Source organism: Bacillus sp. SSR7 (assembly GCF_055902415.1).
Genome location: NZ_JBVVXV010000007.1, coordinates 120,536 through 136,299, shown reverse-complemented (window position 1 = coordinate 136,299; position 15,764 = coordinate 120,536). Strand labels below are relative to the sequence as shown.

Below are 15,764 nucleotides of genomic sequence, written 5' to 3'. Positions count from 1 at the left end.
AACCGTCTATTTGTAGAGAAAGAAAAGAAGAGAATATCCAAACGAACATTCTCTTCTTCAGGTTTACCCGTTTAAAATGAAGGTAAATTATCTAAGTTATTTTCTTTTATCTCATCAGGTTCACTTCGTATAATATCTCTACCATACTTATGAAATACGTCCACATGAGCTAACTTCCCAGATTTTGCTTCATTAAGAGCAGTCATATAATCTAACTCTCTCCCGCTACTTGTTTTAAACGCTATTAAATCTCCATCATCATTTTTACGAACGGCAACTATTTGTTCTGCTCCTGAAGTAACTTCCTGAGCTATTTCAAATTGAGCTTGCTCTTCCCCTTGATGTAAATAATCATTATACACTTTTTCAAAGTCTTTTTTGTCCATAAAACTCACCTCCAACACATTTTATTAGTATGGTTGGGATGTAGTGGTTTTATGTACTTTTCTCTTAGAAAAACGTATTTTTAATACCTACGCACCCCCTTCAAAGTCTCCAATATATCATCTGTAAAGGCTGTAATACCTTCTGTCTCTAAAACTCTGAAATAAAAACTTCTTAAGAAAGTTCTAATATTTTGTACTAAAATAGCATGCTGCGGATGTCGGATGTCTTCAACAGTTGCTATACTATGTAACCAATTGCTCCACTCTTCTTCAGTTAAAAGATTTTGGTTACGTAACGACATAATTGGCGCTACTAATCTCTCATCCTCAAAGTGAATGTATACGTATTCATGTAAGCGTACCTTCTGACGAACGGCAGCTAGTATTGCATATGAGAACTCACGATTTTGAATTGTACGTGCTAAAGCATCGAGCGCATCCGCTGCATGTGCAGTAGAATGTGCCCAGCCTTTTCCTTCTACGTAACCTCTTACATCTTCTTCTAAATATACATATTCCAACACTTGTTCTGCCACACTGTACAGTTGCTCTTCAGATAACAGTGGTTCTCTTTCATGAACAGATAAAATAAGTGGTGGAATTAATACGGAGAATGCACGTTTAAATACAGAATCTGTTCCCTTTTCACCAATTTTATAAAATAAATAATCAGGGCTAATTGCTTGCAGCATTAATCCTCGTAACTCTTTTTGTCTAAATACATCATTTGTAATCCATTTGTGAAGCGTACTATATATCAAATCATCACGCAGTTCAGCATCAGGTGATCCGATATAATCTAACATCCACTGGGCATATGGATATGCATCTACGTCTTCTGGTACAGCATAATTATTATTTTTAATTTGTAGTAGTTCTTCTTTTAGTTCTAGTACTTCATTCATTATATTTCTTGTCCCCTTTTTGCGTTTTTTATTGTCTTATCCCCTTTTATTTGCTTCATAAAATTAATTTAATTATAACAATAAACAAAAAGCTATACATATATTTCTGATTATGTATTACGCTCTTTCATGAAATATAACTTCTGGATTTTCTAAATCACTATTCTGAAATATAACATCCGTACACTCTTTCGGATTATGCTCATCTATATACATCTTACAGGCCGCATGATATCTGTTTAAAAACATTTTCTCTGCTTCTTCATAACTTCCAAAAGCCTCAGCCTCGCGCTTTGCACCACGTTTTCTCGCAATCTCAAAATCTGTATCTACAAAGATTTTGTAATCAAATAAATGCGCAACGTCTTTTTTCAATAGAAACGTTCCATCTACTATTAATATCATATTTTGCGTGGCCACTAGTGGCTCATTATGTATAGGCATATCTGTTATTAAGTTATGAGAAATCGTTTCATACTGTAAATTCCCGTTAGGTCCTAAAGGCATTAATAATCTTTCTTTGAAAGCTGTATAATCGTGTGCATCTTCATAATACCCTCTTGCAGATTCTTTTCCTTTTGCATAGCGAATCACTCTTGGATTATGAAAATCATCAATACTGGCGCGTGTTACTGGTAATCCTCGTTTTTTTATTTCTTCCGCTAGTTCGTTTGCAAATGTTGTTTTTCCTGATGCTGTAATACCACTTACTCCAACTCTTGTTGGATAGGTTAAGTTTAGCTTTAAAATATGATCTGCAATTTCTTTGATTCGTTGTTTTCGGTTCATGATATCTCCCTTTATAATTAGTTTACATAATATAATTACAAGTAACAATTTATGTCACTATTTGTCGGTAAATCGATATCCTTTGGTGAATCGTTGATATATTATTAGCTTACTTCCCCTTAAACCCTCGATATAAAGCAGTCCGTAACTCTTGTTTGTATTCTGCAATCTCTGGCATATCAATTTCTTCTGCTAATCGAATTGCCAATTCAATATCATACGGTACACGTACGAGTTGTATGGAAAAGCTCGCTGCTTCTTTTTCATTGTAAATCCCTTCGAATATTAAATAAGAAGCTTGTGTAATTTCAAGCGGATTTCCTACACTACCAGCATTACATAATGTTTTCCCTCTGAAATTTTGAACGAATGCTTGGTGAACGTCACCGTAGCAAACGACATCTGGTTTTCTTTCCCCTTCTATATTCTCTGTGAGATCACTATTTTCGAACATACTCATACGTTCTTCTCTTGAAGCGTGTGGTTGAATTCTTTCATATAAACTTCTCGGTGACGCGTGGAACATACGAATGAGTTTGCCGCTCATATAAAACTCAATCGAAAATGGTAAGCTTCTTAAATAGTCATTTTGTTCTTCTGATAATTGTTTTTGATGCCATTTTAACGCTTCAAATTCAGTCGGTTTTGTAATGAAATCATCCCAGTTCCCCATTACAACTCCTTCACATTCTTTACGAATGATTTCAATTACTTCGCTAGAATGAGGACCTTTTCCTACTAAATCTCCAAGACAAATAATGCGTTCGATTCCCCTCAATTTAATATCTTGGAGTACCGATTCTAAAGCTGGAATATTACCATGTATATCTGAAATTACCGCAATTTTTTCCATATGTATTCCTCCTTTATTTATTACATTCACTTGATTGATACCATTTTGGAATATAGGATGAAAAATGATTATGATCTTCTAAAATCGCGTTCAATCTTTCCTTCATATCTTCTACTAAATGCGGCGTGCTTCGGTTTGTCCATACGATATCCGCTGGGAAGGTCATAGCTGCATATAATGAGTACAGTTTCCAAAAATGAAGTGATGGTTCCCCTCCGCAATAACCGTGAACTTGTCCAACCGCAAATGGTTTGCTTATTCTTGTAGTAAAAATCGCTACGTTATAAAAATCATGTATGGGATCGCCAAAATCATATCCACTAAAATCGATAACGATAAACTCCTTATTATGAATCATACTATTTGCTGGATGGAAGTCATCGTGTAAAAATGTGATTGGACGATTTTTCAATAATTGTTTATGCTCCTCCACAAATCTTAATACTGGCTTCAAATCAAGGAAATCTATTTCATAGTTTGCTAACGCATCTACGTATCTTTCGTATTTATTCCATCGAACCGTTTCCCATCCATTACTTGCACTTTCTCTTTCAATTGAGTGAATCTTCTTTAATACTTCACCTGCTTTTCTTCCTGCATGATACTGTTCTTCCACCGTTAGCTTACTTAAGCTTTCTTCACCATTTACACCTTGGGCCCATTCAAATACTTGAACACATTTATTTAATTCCTCAAGTTTTATGAAATGAATTAAATTAGGCGTTGGAATATGTAATGACTCTAATTGTTTCATATACGTATATTCTTCTTGTTTACGTTCAAAATGAACTACATCACATACTTTCACAAAATATGTTACTCTGTTTTCTAATTCTATTTTATATTTCTCTTCATGTGAAAAACCTTTTGAAATAGCTGTACACTTTACAATACGAGGCCATTCTAGTTTTCTCTCTATCTCTCTAAGCATTTCCTTCACAACGTTCACCTCTATTAATATATATACAAACTACCTAACACTTCATGCCCTCGTTTATTTTCCCCTTTAAACTCGACTGCAAATGGATATTCGCCATGATTCTTTAGGTATTCTTGCACTAGACCTTCTCCAATCGGCTCACAAAACTGCACATGAATGTCACCAAATGATACACTTTGACATTCAGCATTCCATTCATCATTTTTCACGACTGAGCCTGCAGTTAGCTCCATTACTTCTTTCCATATTCGCAACGTTTCTCGAACATTTTTCACTGCGTAATGAATCGTTTCAATTTGTTGTACGTTGTTTTTATGTTCCGTGATTGTGCCAATGTTACGTAAATCGTTTCTTCTTTCTTCATCTGTTTCATTCCAATGTATAAAGAAAGGTAATTTCGGTCCGTTCTCTTCTTGCTTTACAAATAACATTTTCCATTCTAAAAGGCGACCATCTTTTCTCATACGTTTCCCTTCAAATGGTCCTATCGTATGTAAACCATGCTTACTAAACTTTACTGCTAGCTCTTCAATTGCATCTGTTCGAATTGCGATTTGAAGCATTCCTTCTCCGTCTTGTAATTTCACTACCGTTTCTTGTACTAATGGATTGTCTGCTTTCTTCGCTTTTTCTTCATGCTGAACTGCCAGAAATTCTATATATGATAAATCAAAATAACATAAACTATTGCAAGTACCCCAATTTGTATGCTCTCCGCCTAGTGTAGTATGAAATCCACGCTCCTGCATTTGTTTTGCTGCTTCCTTCGGTGTACAATTCACCGCATGTACAAGATGATCAAATCGTAACATGTCTTTCTCCCCTTTCTCTCCATCCTTTTATTGTATATTTTATTTTTCTTTCATTCAATTTAAAAAACTTTAAAACCTAGTTGATTTATACGATTAATATGTATTATAATAAAACAAATTTAATTATTGCTGATTGGAAAAACCAAAGGCACTTTTCTCATACGGGAAAAGTGCCTTTTTCATTTATTATTACAGGGGGATAATTTATGCAGAAATTAATTGTCTTTGCTATTATTGGATTTTTCGCTCAATTGATTGATGGAGCACTTGGAATGGCGTATGGGGTAACATCTACCTCACTATTATTAATGTTTGGTATCGCACCGGCTGTAGCTTCCGCTTCTGTTCATTTAGCTGAAGTCGTTACAACCGCCGCTTCTGGTGCATCTCACATCAAATTTGGAAACGTTGATAAATATACCGTTTCCAGGCTTACATTACCAGGAGCAATTGGCGCATTTGTTGGGGCATGTTTTTTAAGCAATTTACCTGGGGATGTCATTAAACCATACATTTCTGTATTTTTATTTACTTTAGGGGTTTATATTTTATTACGATTCATTATTCAAAAACAAGTTGTTACTTCAAATAAACGTATGTCGGCTAAACAACTTGTTCCGCTTGGCTTATTTGCTGGATTCGTTGATTCAACTGGTGGTGGTGGCTGGGGTCCGATTACGACACCTGTACTTTTAGCAAGAGGAAATGAAGCTAGAAAAGTTATCGGATCTGTAGATACGAGTGAGTTTCCTGTCTCACTCGCTGCAACAATTGGTTTCTTCATCTCACTCGGCTGGGAACAAGTAAGTTGGGTTTGGGTATTTTCGTTAATGCTTGGCGGTATTGTCGCAGCTCCAATCGCTGCATGGTTAGTGCGCATCGTTCCTTCTCATTTACTTGGCGTATTAGTTGGTGGCCTTATTATCTTTACAAACATTCGTACACTACTTACTACATTTAAAGTGGATCCAACGATTATTTCACTTTCTTACGTGGCAATTGGTCTTGTCGTTATTATTTCTATTTTCATTGCTGTTCGCAATCATTCTAATCGTTCTAACGCATCGACCACCGGATATCCGAATGATCAAAAGCAAATGCTACCTTAACGAAAAAAATACCGCCCGATATACTTCGAGCGGTATTTTTTATTTTTCTAATTTCCAATTAATCATTGTTTCTGTAGTACCCACTCTTTTCATATGTAATTTCTCTAATACACGAATCGAGCTAATATTATCAAGAAGTGTCTCTGCAATAATCGTTTCTACCTGTCCTGTTTGAAAAGCCCAATTTATTAATTCTCTTACAGCTTCTGTCGCATACCCTTTATTCCAATATTTCTCAATAAAACCGTAACCAACTTCTACTGTATGTTTCTCGTTCGGTTTCCCTTTAAACCCTATATCACCTAGAACGATGTCATCTTCTTTTCGAATAACATACCACGCCCCCCAAGGTAATAAAGCCACATCTTGTTTTACAGTTTCTACATGCCCTACAATATGTGGACCACTATTAAATCCTTGCTCGTTAGCGACGTGCATCCTTTCTTCTGTACACGGCACTATATAGAGTCTTTCTGTTTCTAATTTCATATTGATTTCCCCTTTTTACTTAAGCTTTACTTTAATTATAACAAAAAATATGACTTTATTATGAATGTCGAATTATATTTTCTGAATTTTCTTTTATTTTTGAAGGGTTTTTTAATATTTTTTGCGAAACATTTGTATAACAATTTATTTCTTTGTTTTTTTTTACATAACAGTAGGTTCGGACGGAGTTTAGCAAGCGTTTCCTAAACAATAACCGATATTTTTTGACTTTTCCTAACAAAAAATCTTGCAATATATTCAGAAAGTCATTACAATTGCCATATATTAAAAATCTTAGCAATATATCAAATCCTCATCAATCCGATGAGGTAGAGGTTGCGACTTTTAAGAGTAAAACGGACGAGACACAGAGAATGTCACCGACTCCGTTTGAAAGGAAAAGTTGCCGAAGTTTCTATTTCTTCTCTGGAAATATGAGCTGGGGCTGTCTCCGAAAGGAACAGAACTGTCACGTTTACAAAATTACCGTGTAAACGTGGGGTGCTATCTTAACGGAAGGGTATGATGGGGTGGTTATTTGTGAAACGTTCCGCCAAATTCCTTTGGCGGTTTTTTGTATTTTTCTCCCCCGCTCCTTCCTATCTTACAAGAAAAGGAGTGTTGAACATGAATAGCGCAACGAATCAAGCTACCTCTAAAACAGAAACTACAAAAGGAAAAGGTGAATTAAGACGCGGTCTAAAATCTCGGCACCTTACGATGATTTCTCTCGGCGGTACAATTGGTACCGGACTATTTCTTGCCAGCGGTGGTGTCATCCATTCAGCTGGACCTGGTGGCGCATTAATTGCATACGCCGCAATTGGAATTATGGTTTACTTTTTAATGACAAGCCTAGCTGAACTCGCAGCTTATATGCCTGTTACTGGATCTTTTAGCACGTACGCAACAAAATTTGTTGATCCATCACTTGGGTTTGCACTTGGATGGAACTATTGGTATAACTGGGCAATTACTATCGCTGCTGAACTAGCGGCTGTAACATTAATTATGAAATTTTGGTTTCCAAATACTCCTTCCCTCATTTGGAGCGGATTATGTTTAGCTATTATTTTCCTTTTAAACTACTTATCTGTTAAAGGGTTTGGTGAATCTGAATATTGGTTCGCACTTATTAAAGTAGTTACTATTATTATCTTTTTAATTGTCGGCTTTATGATGATTTTCGGAATTATGGGTGGCGAAACTGTTGGCTTCAAAAACTTCACTGTTGCAGATGCACCATTTAACGGTGGTATCATGGCAATTATCGGTGTATTTATGGCAGCTGGTTTCTCATTCCAAGGAACAGAATTATTAGGTGTAGCTGCTGGTGAAACATCTGATCCAGAGCGTAATATTCCGAAAGCAATTCGTTCGATCTTTTGGCGTATTCTCTTATTCTATATCCTTGCGATTCTCGTTATCGGTTTATTAATTCCTTATACAACTGAAAGCCTTGCCGCAAGTGATGTAACAGTAAGTCCATTTACACTTATTTTTGAAAAAGCAGGCGTTGCCTTTGCTGCTTCTGTTATGAACGCTGTTATTTTAACGGCAGTACTTTCTGCTGGTAACTCTGGTATGTATGCATCAACTCGTATGCTTTGGGACTTAGCTCGCCAAGGGAAAGCACCAAAGTTTCTTGGTAAATTAGATAGCCGCGGCGTACCTGTTAACGCATTAATCGTAACATCAATTGTCGGTAGTATCGCTTTCATTGCTTCTCTATTCGGTGACGGTGTTGTATACATTTGGTTATTAAATGCATCAGGAATGTCTGGCTTTATCGCTTGGGTTGGAATCGCAATTAGTCATTACCGTTTCCGTAAAGCATATATTGCACAAGGAAAAGATTTAAATGACTTACCTTATAGAGCAAAATGGTTCCCATTCGGTCCACTCTTCGCATTTACGCTTTGTATTATCGTAATTTTAGGACAAAACTACGGCGCATTTATGGGCGAATCAATCGATTGGAATGGTGTACTCGTTTCGTACATCGGTTTACCACTCTTCTTAGTACTTTGGTTAGGATATAAATTTACGAAAAAAACGAAAGTGATTCCACTTGATAAATGTGAACTAAAATAAAGTGAAATGAGCAAACAAATTTGTTTGCTCGTTTTTTGTTCCAAACCTCTTTGCTTCCCTATTGCTCCTGTTTTTGCCATAATAGAAGAAATATAAATAAAGGTTGGGATACCATGAACATTCGCATTACTGATGAAGCAAAAACAGCTATACATAGATTAGAACGTGAAGACAAAAAGATCATTCGCATTAGAGGGATAATGACAAACTCTTGTAGTATTTTCGTTGATGTCGATTTAATTTGGGATACATATAACGCAGATGACGTTGTATATGAAGATGCTAATTTTACCGTACAAATGGATTCATTTACGAAAGACTACACTGGTGATACGGTGAAACTTGATTATAAGACGACTGGTTTTAGTATTACGACTCCGAGTGAGACTTTAGTTTATGGGTTGTCGATTAAAAAATAAAGATTGTTTTTATTTGACCACCGAGGTGAAAAAATGAGTAAATATGTTCCGTTAAAATTTTTGTTTAACGAAGAATTTGCAGAAAAAATGGCTGATTCTATTTGTAAACACGATCCTACTTTCTCTAAAAGAAACTTTGTATCTTCCGTAACATGTAAAGTTAAAAATTTAGAGTTAAAGCAGCGTATTGAAGTAATTGCAGATGAATTACACAATACTTTACAAAAAGATTTTAATGCAGCCATACATATATTACTGAAAACATTGGGGCCAGAGAATACAACAGAAGTAGGCACATTTACAAATGGATATATGTACATGCCTATTGCAAAATACGTTGAAAAATATGGGCTTAACGACTTTGAAACCTCATTCAACGCCATGTATGAAATAACGAAACGGAATACTGCTGAATATGCCATTCGGCCTTTTCTTGAAACATACCATGAAGACACACTAAATATATTACAACAGTGGATTCATGACGAGGACAGCCACATTAGAAGATTAGTTTCTGAAGGTACAAGACCAAGGCTTCCTTGGGCTAAAAAAATAGGAGCTCTGAAAGGTGACTTTAAGTACAATTTACAGCTTCTTGAGCCTTTAATGAATGACCCTTCTAAATATGTTCAAAAATCTGTAGCCAATCATATTAATGATATTACGAAAGAAGATAAAGAACTTGTTTTTCAATGGTTGCAGCAATTGCGTGATAAACAGCATCCTGTTAATTCTTGGATTATAAAACATGGGTTACGAACGATTATTAAAAATGGTACTTTACCACAAGATTTTTCTTTTTGAGTATTTTAAATAAAAAGTCCTTATACTTCAAAAATGAAGTATAAGGACTTTTTCTCTCCCAAACATTATCCTTGCCTTAAAATATTTTGAAACATTTCCGGCTTATTTCGTTCAAAACTTTCTATTAGTCCTTTTCCAAATATCGTTATACTCTTCTCCCAAGGATGACCTAAATAACCCCACTTAAAGTCCTTCTGAATAAAAAAGTAGTAATCTCCATTCGGAAATATTGGTATAATCCACTCATCAAATTCATTTCTTTCCAACTCTAAGTGAGGATTCACCCAATAACACTCATGTTGCCAATCTAGTGCCATTATATATTCATTCGATGCTGTATTTTCCTTAAACACTTGTAACGCTTTATCTTCCAAATCTTCATACACATCTAAATCTACCGATTCTCCAAAGTAATGAGAAATATTATATGTAATAAAAGGACTTGGCACCTTAAATGATGGAAATGTAGAAACACTTGGCGAAAACTCAAGTTCACTATATAAATTGTTCCAAATTCGATCATCCTCTTTGTCTGTAAACTCCATCCAGTTCTTCATTAAACAACACCTTCCCATGTAAGTTCAAAGGATTTTCACTCTATAATGCCGAATATATAAATAACCATTCTCACAAGGAGCGAATCTATATGAATCTATTCGAACACGAAACATAAAACCGCTTCTCATTCATAAGAGGTCCTCCTTTTTTCTTTTCTCATCATATTATTCATTGAAAAACAGGAGGACAAAATTATGAAACGTGATCCATTATTTTTAACTTTATTAGAAAGCGCCAATACAAATTTTAGTGGCTGGGATTTTTCTTTCATTTCAGAAACGGGTCGAATGAAGAGCGATCCTTTATCGTGGTCATACGGCAGCACCGCTTTCCAGCTTATGCAACGTGCAGAATCAATGCTGGATATGGGAACTGGCGGCGGAGAGTTTTTATCTATGTTACAACCGTACCCGTCAAATATTTATGCGACTGAGGGTTATGCTCCAAATGTGCCAATTGCTCGAAACAAATTAGAGCCTTTAGGAGTTACTGTTTTAGAAGTAACTGATGATACTGCATTACCATTTCAAGATGGGCAGTTTGATTTAATCCTAAATCAACATGAAGCATATGCTGCCTCTGAGGTAAACAGAACCCTTTCTCCAAATGGAATTTTCCTTACACAACAAGTTGGTGGTCTTGATTGTGCGGAACTAAATGAGCAGTTTAACGCACCGCTTAATAACGAATTTGCAAGTTGGTCTCTTGAAACAGCATGTAGTGAGTTAAAGGAAAATGGATTTACTATTTTAGAAGAAAAAGAAGAGTTCCCTTTTCAACGCTTTTACGACATTGGTGCGATTGTCTATTATTTAAAAGCGATTCAGTGGCAAATTCCTAATTTTACTGTCGAAAGGTATTATGAGGAATTATATCGTATACATGAAGTCATCTTACAAAAAGGGTATTTTGATGTGACGCAACATCGTTTTCTGATTAAGGCGATTCGCAGTTAATCATTAAGCATATGAAAAAGAGATGGATCTACCATCTCTTTTTTTCACTCAATATTTTCTATATTTAAACACTTCGTTTCACAGTAATAGCCTTTACCACCAACATAAACTTTTTCTATTTTATTCTTGCTATCGGTTGCTAATTTAACTAATATTTCAGAAGGCGAGTGTAAAGAATAACCTTGTTCAAATACATAGACTTCTTTTTGTAGGTAGCGCTGTTCATAAAGGTAGCAAGCTAATGCACCGTTTGAAGTTCCAGTGGCTGCTTCTTCGTTGATATCATATAGTGGAGCAAAGTTTCTGCATATTATTCGATTGTCATTAAAAGTATATAGGTGCATCCCGACAACATTATAATACTCGCTAATTTCTTTAATTTTTTCAAAATTAGGTTGCAGTGTATGTAATTGTGTTTCGCTTTTTATAGGAATTAAAATATCTTTTAAGCCCGTAGAGACAATTTGAATTGGGTATGTATTGTCTATATCTTCAATGTCAAAGCAGTCGATAAACTCATTTGAAGATATAACATCATAGAATATCGGTTCATTTTGTTCCATGAATATGATGTCATCTTTTATGGTAATAGTAAGAACACCGCTGTTCGTTTCAATCGTATAGCGATTCTTGAAAAGTTTATTTACATGCATCAGTATCGCGAAAGAGCCAATTGTGGCATGACCACATAAATCAACTTCCTCTTTTGGTGTAAAATACTCAATTTTATAATCAGCAACTTCAGATTCTGATATAAATGCGGTTTCCGCATAGCCCAGTTGTTTGGCTATTGCCATTTTTTGAGTAGTGGTCAATGTATTCTCCATAAATACCACTCCTGCTTTATTTCCGCCTTTATGATCCTTGCTAAATGCACTTGCAACATAAACGGATATTTTCATAAGACACCTTCCTTCCTCACTTATAGTAAATTGTAGCATAGAACGTACTACGTATATATATTGTTGGATAAATTCTCGGTAAAACAAGAGACAAACTATTTTTTAGTATCCGAACTCTACAAAAATAGTTTTTCTACAGCCTGAGAGATGGGTCTACCATCTCTTTTTCCCCGTTTATTTTTAAAAATTTTGTGGTGGTTTCTAGATTGTTAAGTACGTCCACGTCTTGCAATCGCATCAGCTAATGTAATAGGCTGCTCGTACGTTATCTTTCCAGCTAACTTTCCTTTTACAAATTTAGCTATTTTTTTATGCTGGCCATACCCTCTATTTCTAGGATTGCTTTAGCTGCCTCGAAAGCTTTATTTAGTTCTTCCTCGCTTTGAGTGCCCTAATTTAAGTTATCTCCTTCATATCATTTTATTTACTCTTTCAATACGAGAAAAGTAATATCATCCCATTTTTCATCTAATTTTAACGTAGTCTTTTCAATACTAGCTCCAGTTAACAGATCATACCCTTCAATTTCAGCTATCAATTGTTTCGTTTTACTCTTTGGATTCATATCTTTGTATAAGATATACACCTTATTACCATGTACTTGTATATCAGAAATCCCTTTGCCCTCTCTATTGATTTTTGTATTTTTGTCACTTTGTAATGAATATGTACCTATGATGTTCAAATTCTCATCTAACTCTTTCATTTTCTCATCATGATTTAAAACATACACCTTATTATCAATCACCTGCAGAAGAACAGGTATGAATTGTTTTTCGTCTAATATCATTTCTTTTTCTACTACTCTAGTCTTCATATTTACCATAATTAATTTAGGTGGTAACTTTTGATTTACATTATCACTTAGTACGAATAATAATTTATCTTTATACTTTTGAAACATTATTTTTTGAGCAGTTGGTGCAAAATACACATTTTCATTAGGAATTTCAAATTCGTTTGTTTTTTTATTTGTGATCAAATCTATTTCTGAAATATATACTTTGTCTAGCGTTTGTGAAAAGGCGTATATATGATTCTCAATAATATGCGCTCCTTGAATTGTCCCCTTCAGTTCTACACTTTCTTGCCTTTTATCATTCTCTTTCCAATATACGAGTTCACTTGTATATCCTTTCTTTTCGTCTACCAGCCCAATGTTCACATCATAATATACATATCCTTGCTCCGCATGGATGAAATATGCCCCTGCGTTTACATCTTTTAATTGTTTCGGTCTATTGATTTCTTGCATCTTACCAGTCTTATCAATTACATAATGATTGTTATTTCTATTTGATGAGAAGTAGTACCCCTCCCCACCTTTTGCATTACTCATTATACTTTGGCCATCTACTTCTATTTTACTAATCTCATTTCCTTTCTTATCATATGCATATATGTAACCACCGGCTTTCATTGCATTTGAATAGGATACGAGGTAATCTACTTTTTGAATGTCTTTAAGTTCTGTATCACTTTTAGAACAGGCTACAAAAAGGAACATCGTACATATGACGATTATGACCAATGAATTGTATTTCTGGAACATATCATCACCTCACATATATAATGAAAGCAATCAGCATAAAAATACTGATTGCTCTTTAAAATATTTTATCAATTAGAGTATGAAATTGATCTTTTTATATACCGTTTGTTTACATCATCTTCTGTCAAAAATGAAGCTGTGTAATTAATAATATTCCGGTTATCATATGTGAATATATGCTCTAACTTATTTTCTTCTGTTAATACTATCGGTAAATATTTTGGTAAATTGCTAACTATACCTCTATTATCCTTATTTAATATCCAATCAATTTCTTTCCATTCTAATAATCCTTCCACCGTACTTAATGGCGTGTCCATATGTACTCCAGCTGGCAGGTCAGCAAGGAATACGTACATTCCTTCACTACCTAGCGGCTCGTCCTTGCTTTTAAAAACTACATTCCCTTTATACGTTACACGTGGAAGATCTATGCCTGTTTCCTCAAGCGTTTCTCTAATTATTCCTTCATATGGCGTTTCATTATCTTCAATTTTTCCACCAACACCATTCCACATTCCCATATTCGGCTTTTTGTTTCTATTCAATAAGAGTATTTTATTTCCCTTTCTAATGAAACAAATTGTGTACTTATACATATGTTCATCTCCTTTCCTTTTCCCTTCATTTACAGATTAAAACTGTAACTTCCTGCAAAAGGTTTTTTATTATACAAACAATTGGTTTTTAATGAGATATTTTGCTCATTTTTATTAAAAAACATTCTCCTTACAATTATATTTCACATAATATATTGTACAACTTTCGTTTCAGAAAGGAGTGTTCAAAATCGATAACATAAGCAGCGAATTTTTAAAACAATTTTACGATAGTCGAGTCTGGTTATATGATACACATTGGCTTGGAGTCCCCATTCTCAAACTTCCTTCTGATCTATTTTTGTATCAAGAAATGATTTACGAATTAAAACCCGATTTAATTATTGAATGTGGCACTTGTTATGGTGGTAGCGCACTATATTTAGCTTCTATATTAGATTTAATTGGAAAAGGTCACGTTCTTACTATTGATATATTTCCACAACCAAATCGGCCATCCCATGATCGCATTACGTATGTAACAGCTTCCTCTGTTTCAGTAACCGCTGTGCAAACAATATTAAGTATGCGCAAACCTAATGATGTAATTTTAGTTATTTTAGATTCTGATCATAGTAAAGAGCATGTAGCAAAAGAATTGTTGCTTTATAAATCTATCGTTACTAAAGGTAGTTATATTATTGTTGAAGATACATCTATTAATGGAAATCCTGTTTCTCCCGATTGGGGACCTGGTCCAATGGAAGCTGTGGAAGAATTTTTAGCCAAAAATAATAATTTCATAATCGATGAATCTAAGCATAAGTTTTTCATATCATTTAACCCAAAAGGTTTTTTAAAAAAGATAAAGTGAAACTTTAATCAGTGAGGGATTCATCCCCACGGATTATTAGCCCTCACCAATCGGGCTTTTATGGACAGCCCGCCCCCCCACCTAACTTCTTTGTTTTCGCTGAACTTTGAAGTGGGGGTCTTACTGCCCGGCAAATAGCGGAGTAAAGTGAAACGTTAATAAGTGGGTTTTTGTAACTCCCCACTTATTTGATAATCTTCATTTTGGAAAAAGGATAATATACAAATTCCACTTTTCCTATTATATTATCTTCTTCAATATATCCTAAGCCGTTTCGACTATCTCTACTAAGTCCACGATTATCTCCCATTACAAATAACTTATTTGGCGGGATTTTTGTCTTTTGAAAGTTATAAAACACTTGCGTATTATTGAACAAATCTTTATTTGTATACGGTTCTTCTTGTTTTTTATCATTCACATATACGGATCCATTCGTTATGTTAATTACGTCACCAGGAAGTCCTATTACTCGTTTCACATAATATTTTGATTCATCCTCTTCCTTTATAATGACAATTTCTCCATGCTCTAAATCGGAAAAGTGTACGGCTGCTTTATTTACAAATACGTAGTCTTCTTCATATAAAGTCGGTTGCATCGATTTCCCTTCCACTTTACATAAAGTAAAAGAATGATAGGCTACGACCAAAACAAACACGAAGAGTATGTATTTCCCCCAACCTCTCTTAATCTCTTGTTTCATATCCATTCCCACCTTATTCAAACGCTTTTTAAATCAAAAAATATATCACTGCACCATAAGTCTCAATGCAGTGATAT

18 protein-coding genes and 1 riboswitch are annotated in these 15,764 nt (G+C 34.8%); of the genes, 6 read left to right on the top strand and 12 right to left on the bottom strand.

Annotated features, from left to right (window positions below; genetic code table 11):
* Window positions 1–71: 71 nt before the first annotated feature.
* The 6 genes from AC0NJG_RS15160 to AC0NJG_RS15135 form a co-directional block, all read right to left on the bottom strand.
* On the bottom strand, window positions 72–386 hold the full coding sequence (locus AC0NJG_RS15160; RefSeq protein WP_087953253.1) for a DUF3892 domain-containing protein: 315 nt from the start codon (window positions 384–386) through the stop codon (window positions 72–74).
* Between the two features lie 80 nt (window positions 387–466).
* Window positions 467–1,291: a DUF2785 domain-containing protein gene (locus AC0NJG_RS15155; RefSeq protein WP_088327546.1), complete on the bottom strand. Its 825-nt coding sequence runs from the start codon at window positions 1,289–1,291 to the stop codon at window positions 467–469.
* A 117-nt stretch (window positions 1,292–1,408) separates the two neighbouring features.
* On the bottom strand, window positions 1,409–2,080 hold the full coding sequence (locus tag AC0NJG_RS15150; protein ID WP_087953251.1) for a nucleoside/nucleotide kinase family protein: 672 nt from the start codon (window positions 2,078–2,080) through the stop codon (window positions 1,409–1,411).
* Window positions 2,081–2,189: 109 nt separating this feature from the next.
* Window positions 2,190–2,933: a metallophosphoesterase family protein gene (locus AC0NJG_RS15145; protein WP_087997146.1), complete on the bottom strand. Its 744-nt coding sequence runs from the start codon at window positions 2,931–2,933 to the stop codon at window positions 2,190–2,192.
* Window positions 2,934–2,946: 13 nt separating this feature from the next.
* Window positions 2,947–3,873 carry an aminoglycoside phosphotransferase family protein gene (locus AC0NJG_RS15140; protein ID WP_087953249.1) on the bottom strand — a complete coding sequence of 309 codons (927 nt, stop codon included), beginning with the start codon at window positions 3,871–3,873 and terminating at the stop codon, window positions 2,947–2,949.
* A gap of 14 nt (window positions 3,874–3,887) precedes the next feature.
* Window positions 3,888–4,685, bottom strand: a complete 798-nt coding sequence (locus tag AC0NJG_RS15135) for a VOC family protein (protein WP_087953248.1) — start codon at window positions 4,683–4,685, stop codon at window positions 3,888–3,890.
* A 206-nt stretch (window positions 4,686–4,891) separates the two neighbouring features.
* On the opposite strand from AC0NJG_RS15135, the gene AC0NJG_RS15130 reads away from it, so the two are divergent.
* The gene (locus AC0NJG_RS15130) at window positions 4,892–5,794 is read left to right on the top strand and encodes a sulfite exporter TauE/SafE family protein (protein ID WP_087953247.1); all 903 of its coding nucleotides are present in this window, start codon (window positions 4,892–4,894) and stop codon (window positions 5,792–5,794) included.
* Window positions 5,795–5,833: 39 nt separating this feature from the next.
* On the opposite strand, the gene AC0NJG_RS15125 is transcribed toward AC0NJG_RS15130, so the two are convergent.
* Entirely contained in the window at window positions 5,834–6,283 is a 450-nt protein-coding gene (locus tag AC0NJG_RS15125) for a GNAT family N-acetyltransferase (RefSeq protein ID WP_087953246.1), read from the bottom strand.
* A 322-nt stretch (window positions 6,284–6,605) separates the two neighbouring features.
* A riboswitch (Lysine riboswitch) is annotated at window positions 6,606–6,798 on the top strand.
* Between the two features lie 112 nt (window positions 6,799–6,910).
* Here AC0NJG_RS15125 and AC0NJG_RS15120 point away from each other — a divergent pair.
* From AC0NJG_RS15120 to AC0NJG_RS15110, 3 genes are all read left to right on the top strand, one after another.
* Complete coding sequence (locus AC0NJG_RS15120; RefSeq protein ID WP_087953245.1) at window positions 6,911–8,377, top strand: amino acid permease; 1,467 nt, start codon at window positions 6,911–6,913, stop codon at window positions 8,375–8,377.
* A gap of 113 nt (window positions 8,378–8,490) precedes the next feature.
* A complete protein-coding gene (locus tag AC0NJG_RS15115) occupies window positions 8,491–8,796 on the top strand; it encodes an iron-sulfur cluster biosynthesis family protein (protein ID WP_140168747.1) in 306 nt (101 codons plus the stop codon).
* A gap of 33 nt (window positions 8,797–8,829) precedes the next feature.
* A complete protein-coding gene (locus AC0NJG_RS15110; protein ID WP_474063195.1) occupies window positions 8,830–9,600 on the top strand; it encodes a DNA alkylation repair protein in 771 nt (256 codons plus the stop codon).
* A 65-nt stretch (window positions 9,601–9,665) separates the two neighbouring features.
* Here AC0NJG_RS15110 and AC0NJG_RS15105 read toward each other — a convergent pair whose 3' ends face one another.
* Window positions 9,666–10,157: a DUF2716 domain-containing protein gene (locus AC0NJG_RS15105; RefSeq protein WP_474063194.1), complete on the bottom strand. Its 492-nt coding sequence runs from the start codon at window positions 10,155–10,157 to the stop codon at window positions 9,666–9,668.
* A 195-nt stretch (window positions 10,158–10,352) separates the two neighbouring features.
* On the opposite strand from AC0NJG_RS15105, the gene AC0NJG_RS15100 reads away from it, so the two are divergent.
* Entirely contained in the window at window positions 10,353–11,114 is a 762-nt protein-coding gene (locus tag AC0NJG_RS15100) for a class I SAM-dependent methyltransferase (RefSeq protein WP_474063193.1), read from the top strand.
* A gap of 44 nt (window positions 11,115–11,158) precedes the next feature.
* Here AC0NJG_RS15100 and AC0NJG_RS15095 read toward each other — a convergent pair whose 3' ends face one another.
* The 3 genes from AC0NJG_RS15095 to AC0NJG_RS15085 all read right to left on the bottom strand — a co-directional run bounded on the left by AC0NJG_RS15095 (window position 11,159) and on the right by AC0NJG_RS15085 (window position 14,167).
* Window positions 11,159–12,016, bottom strand: a complete 858-nt coding sequence (locus AC0NJG_RS15095; RefSeq protein ID WP_087997140.1) for a PhzF family phenazine biosynthesis protein — start codon at window positions 12,014–12,016, stop codon at window positions 11,159–11,161.
* A 424-nt stretch (window positions 12,017–12,440) separates the two neighbouring features.
* Window positions 12,441–13,568 (bottom strand): hypothetical protein, encoded by a 1,128-nt coding sequence (locus AC0NJG_RS15090; protein ID WP_173601532.1) that lies wholly within the window; start codon window positions 13,566–13,568, stop codon window positions 12,441–12,443.
* A gap of 68 nt (window positions 13,569–13,636) precedes the next feature.
* Window positions 13,637–14,167, bottom strand: a complete 531-nt coding sequence (locus AC0NJG_RS15085; RefSeq protein WP_087953238.1) for an NUDIX hydrolase — start codon at window positions 14,165–14,167, stop codon at window positions 13,637–13,639.
* A 181-nt stretch (window positions 14,168–14,348) separates the two neighbouring features.
* Here AC0NJG_RS15085 and AC0NJG_RS15080 point away from each other — a divergent pair, with 181 nt between their 5' ends.
* Window positions 14,349–14,981 (top strand): CmcI family methyltransferase, encoded by a 633-nt coding sequence (locus tag AC0NJG_RS15080; RefSeq protein ID WP_087953237.1) that lies wholly within the window; start codon window positions 14,349–14,351, stop codon window positions 14,979–14,981.
* A 184-nt stretch (window positions 14,982–15,165) separates the two neighbouring features.
* Here the strand turns inward: AC0NJG_RS15080 and lepB are convergent, their stop codons facing one another.
* Window positions 15,166–15,687 carry a signal peptidase I gene (gene lepB, locus AC0NJG_RS15075; RefSeq protein ID WP_087953236.1) on the bottom strand — a complete coding sequence of 174 codons (522 nt, stop codon included), beginning with the start codon at window positions 15,685–15,687 and terminating at the stop codon, window positions 15,166–15,168.
* Window positions 15,688–15,764 lie beyond the last annotated feature (77 nt).

Excerpts from the sequence above, each read along its gene's own strand:
- AC0NJG_RS15150 (WP_087953251.1), bottom strand. The coding sequence starts at position 2,080 with ATGAACCGAAAACAACGAATCAAAGAAATTGCAGATCATATTTTAAAG.
- AC0NJG_RS15130 (WP_087953247.1), top strand. The coding sequence starts at position 4,892 with ATGCAGAAATTAATTGTCTTTGCTATTATTGGATTTTTCGCTCAATTG.
- AC0NJG_RS15155 (WP_088327546.1), bottom strand. The coding sequence starts at position 1,291 with ATGAATGAAGTACTAGAACTAAAAGAAGAACTACTACAAATTAAAAAT.
- AC0NJG_RS15125 (WP_087953246.1), bottom strand. The coding sequence starts at position 6,283 with ATGAAATTAGAAACAGAAAGACTCTATATAGTGCCGTGTACAGAAGAA.
- AC0NJG_RS15110 (WP_474063195.1), top strand. The coding sequence starts at position 8,830 with ATGAGTAAATATGTTCCGTTAAAATTTTTGTTTAACGAAGAATTTGCA.
- AC0NJG_RS15095 (WP_087997140.1), bottom strand. The coding sequence starts at position 12,016 with ATGAAAATATCCGTTTATGTTGCAAGTGCATTTAGCAAGGATCATAAA.
- AC0NJG_RS15105 (WP_474063194.1), bottom strand. The coding sequence starts at position 10,157 with ATGAAGAACTGGATGGAGTTTACAGACAAAGAGGATGATCGAATTTGG.
- AC0NJG_RS15120 (WP_087953245.1), top strand. The coding sequence starts at position 6,911 with ATGAATAGCGCAACGAATCAAGCTACCTCTAAAACAGAAACTACAAAA.
- AC0NJG_RS15100 (WP_474063193.1), top strand. The coding sequence starts at position 10,353 with ATGAAACGTGATCCATTATTTTTAACTTTATTAGAAAGCGCCAATACA.
- AC0NJG_RS15145 (WP_087997146.1), bottom strand. The coding sequence starts at position 2,933 with ATGGAAAAAATTGCGGTAATTTCAGATATACATGGTAATATTCCAGCT.
- AC0NJG_RS15090 (WP_173601532.1), bottom strand. The coding sequence starts at position 13,568 with ATGTTCCAGAAATACAATTCATTGGTCATAATCGTCATATGTACGATG.
- AC0NJG_RS15115 (WP_140168747.1), top strand. The coding sequence starts at position 8,491 with ATGAACATTCGCATTACTGATGAAGCAAAAACAGCTATACATAGATTA.
- lepB (WP_087953236.1), bottom strand. The coding sequence starts at position 15,687 with ATGAAACAAGAGATTAAGAGAGGTTGGGGGAAATACATACTCTTCGTG.
- AC0NJG_RS15085 (WP_087953238.1), bottom strand. The coding sequence starts at position 14,167 with ATGTATAAGTACACAATTTGTTTCATTAGAAAGGGAAATAAAATACTC.
- AC0NJG_RS15135 (WP_087953248.1), bottom strand. The coding sequence starts at position 4,685 with ATGTTACGATTTGATCATCTTGTACATGCGGTGAATTGTACACCGAAG.
- AC0NJG_RS15160 (WP_087953253.1), bottom strand. The coding sequence starts at position 386 with ATGGACAAAAAAGACTTTGAAAAAGTGTATAATGATTATTTACATCAA.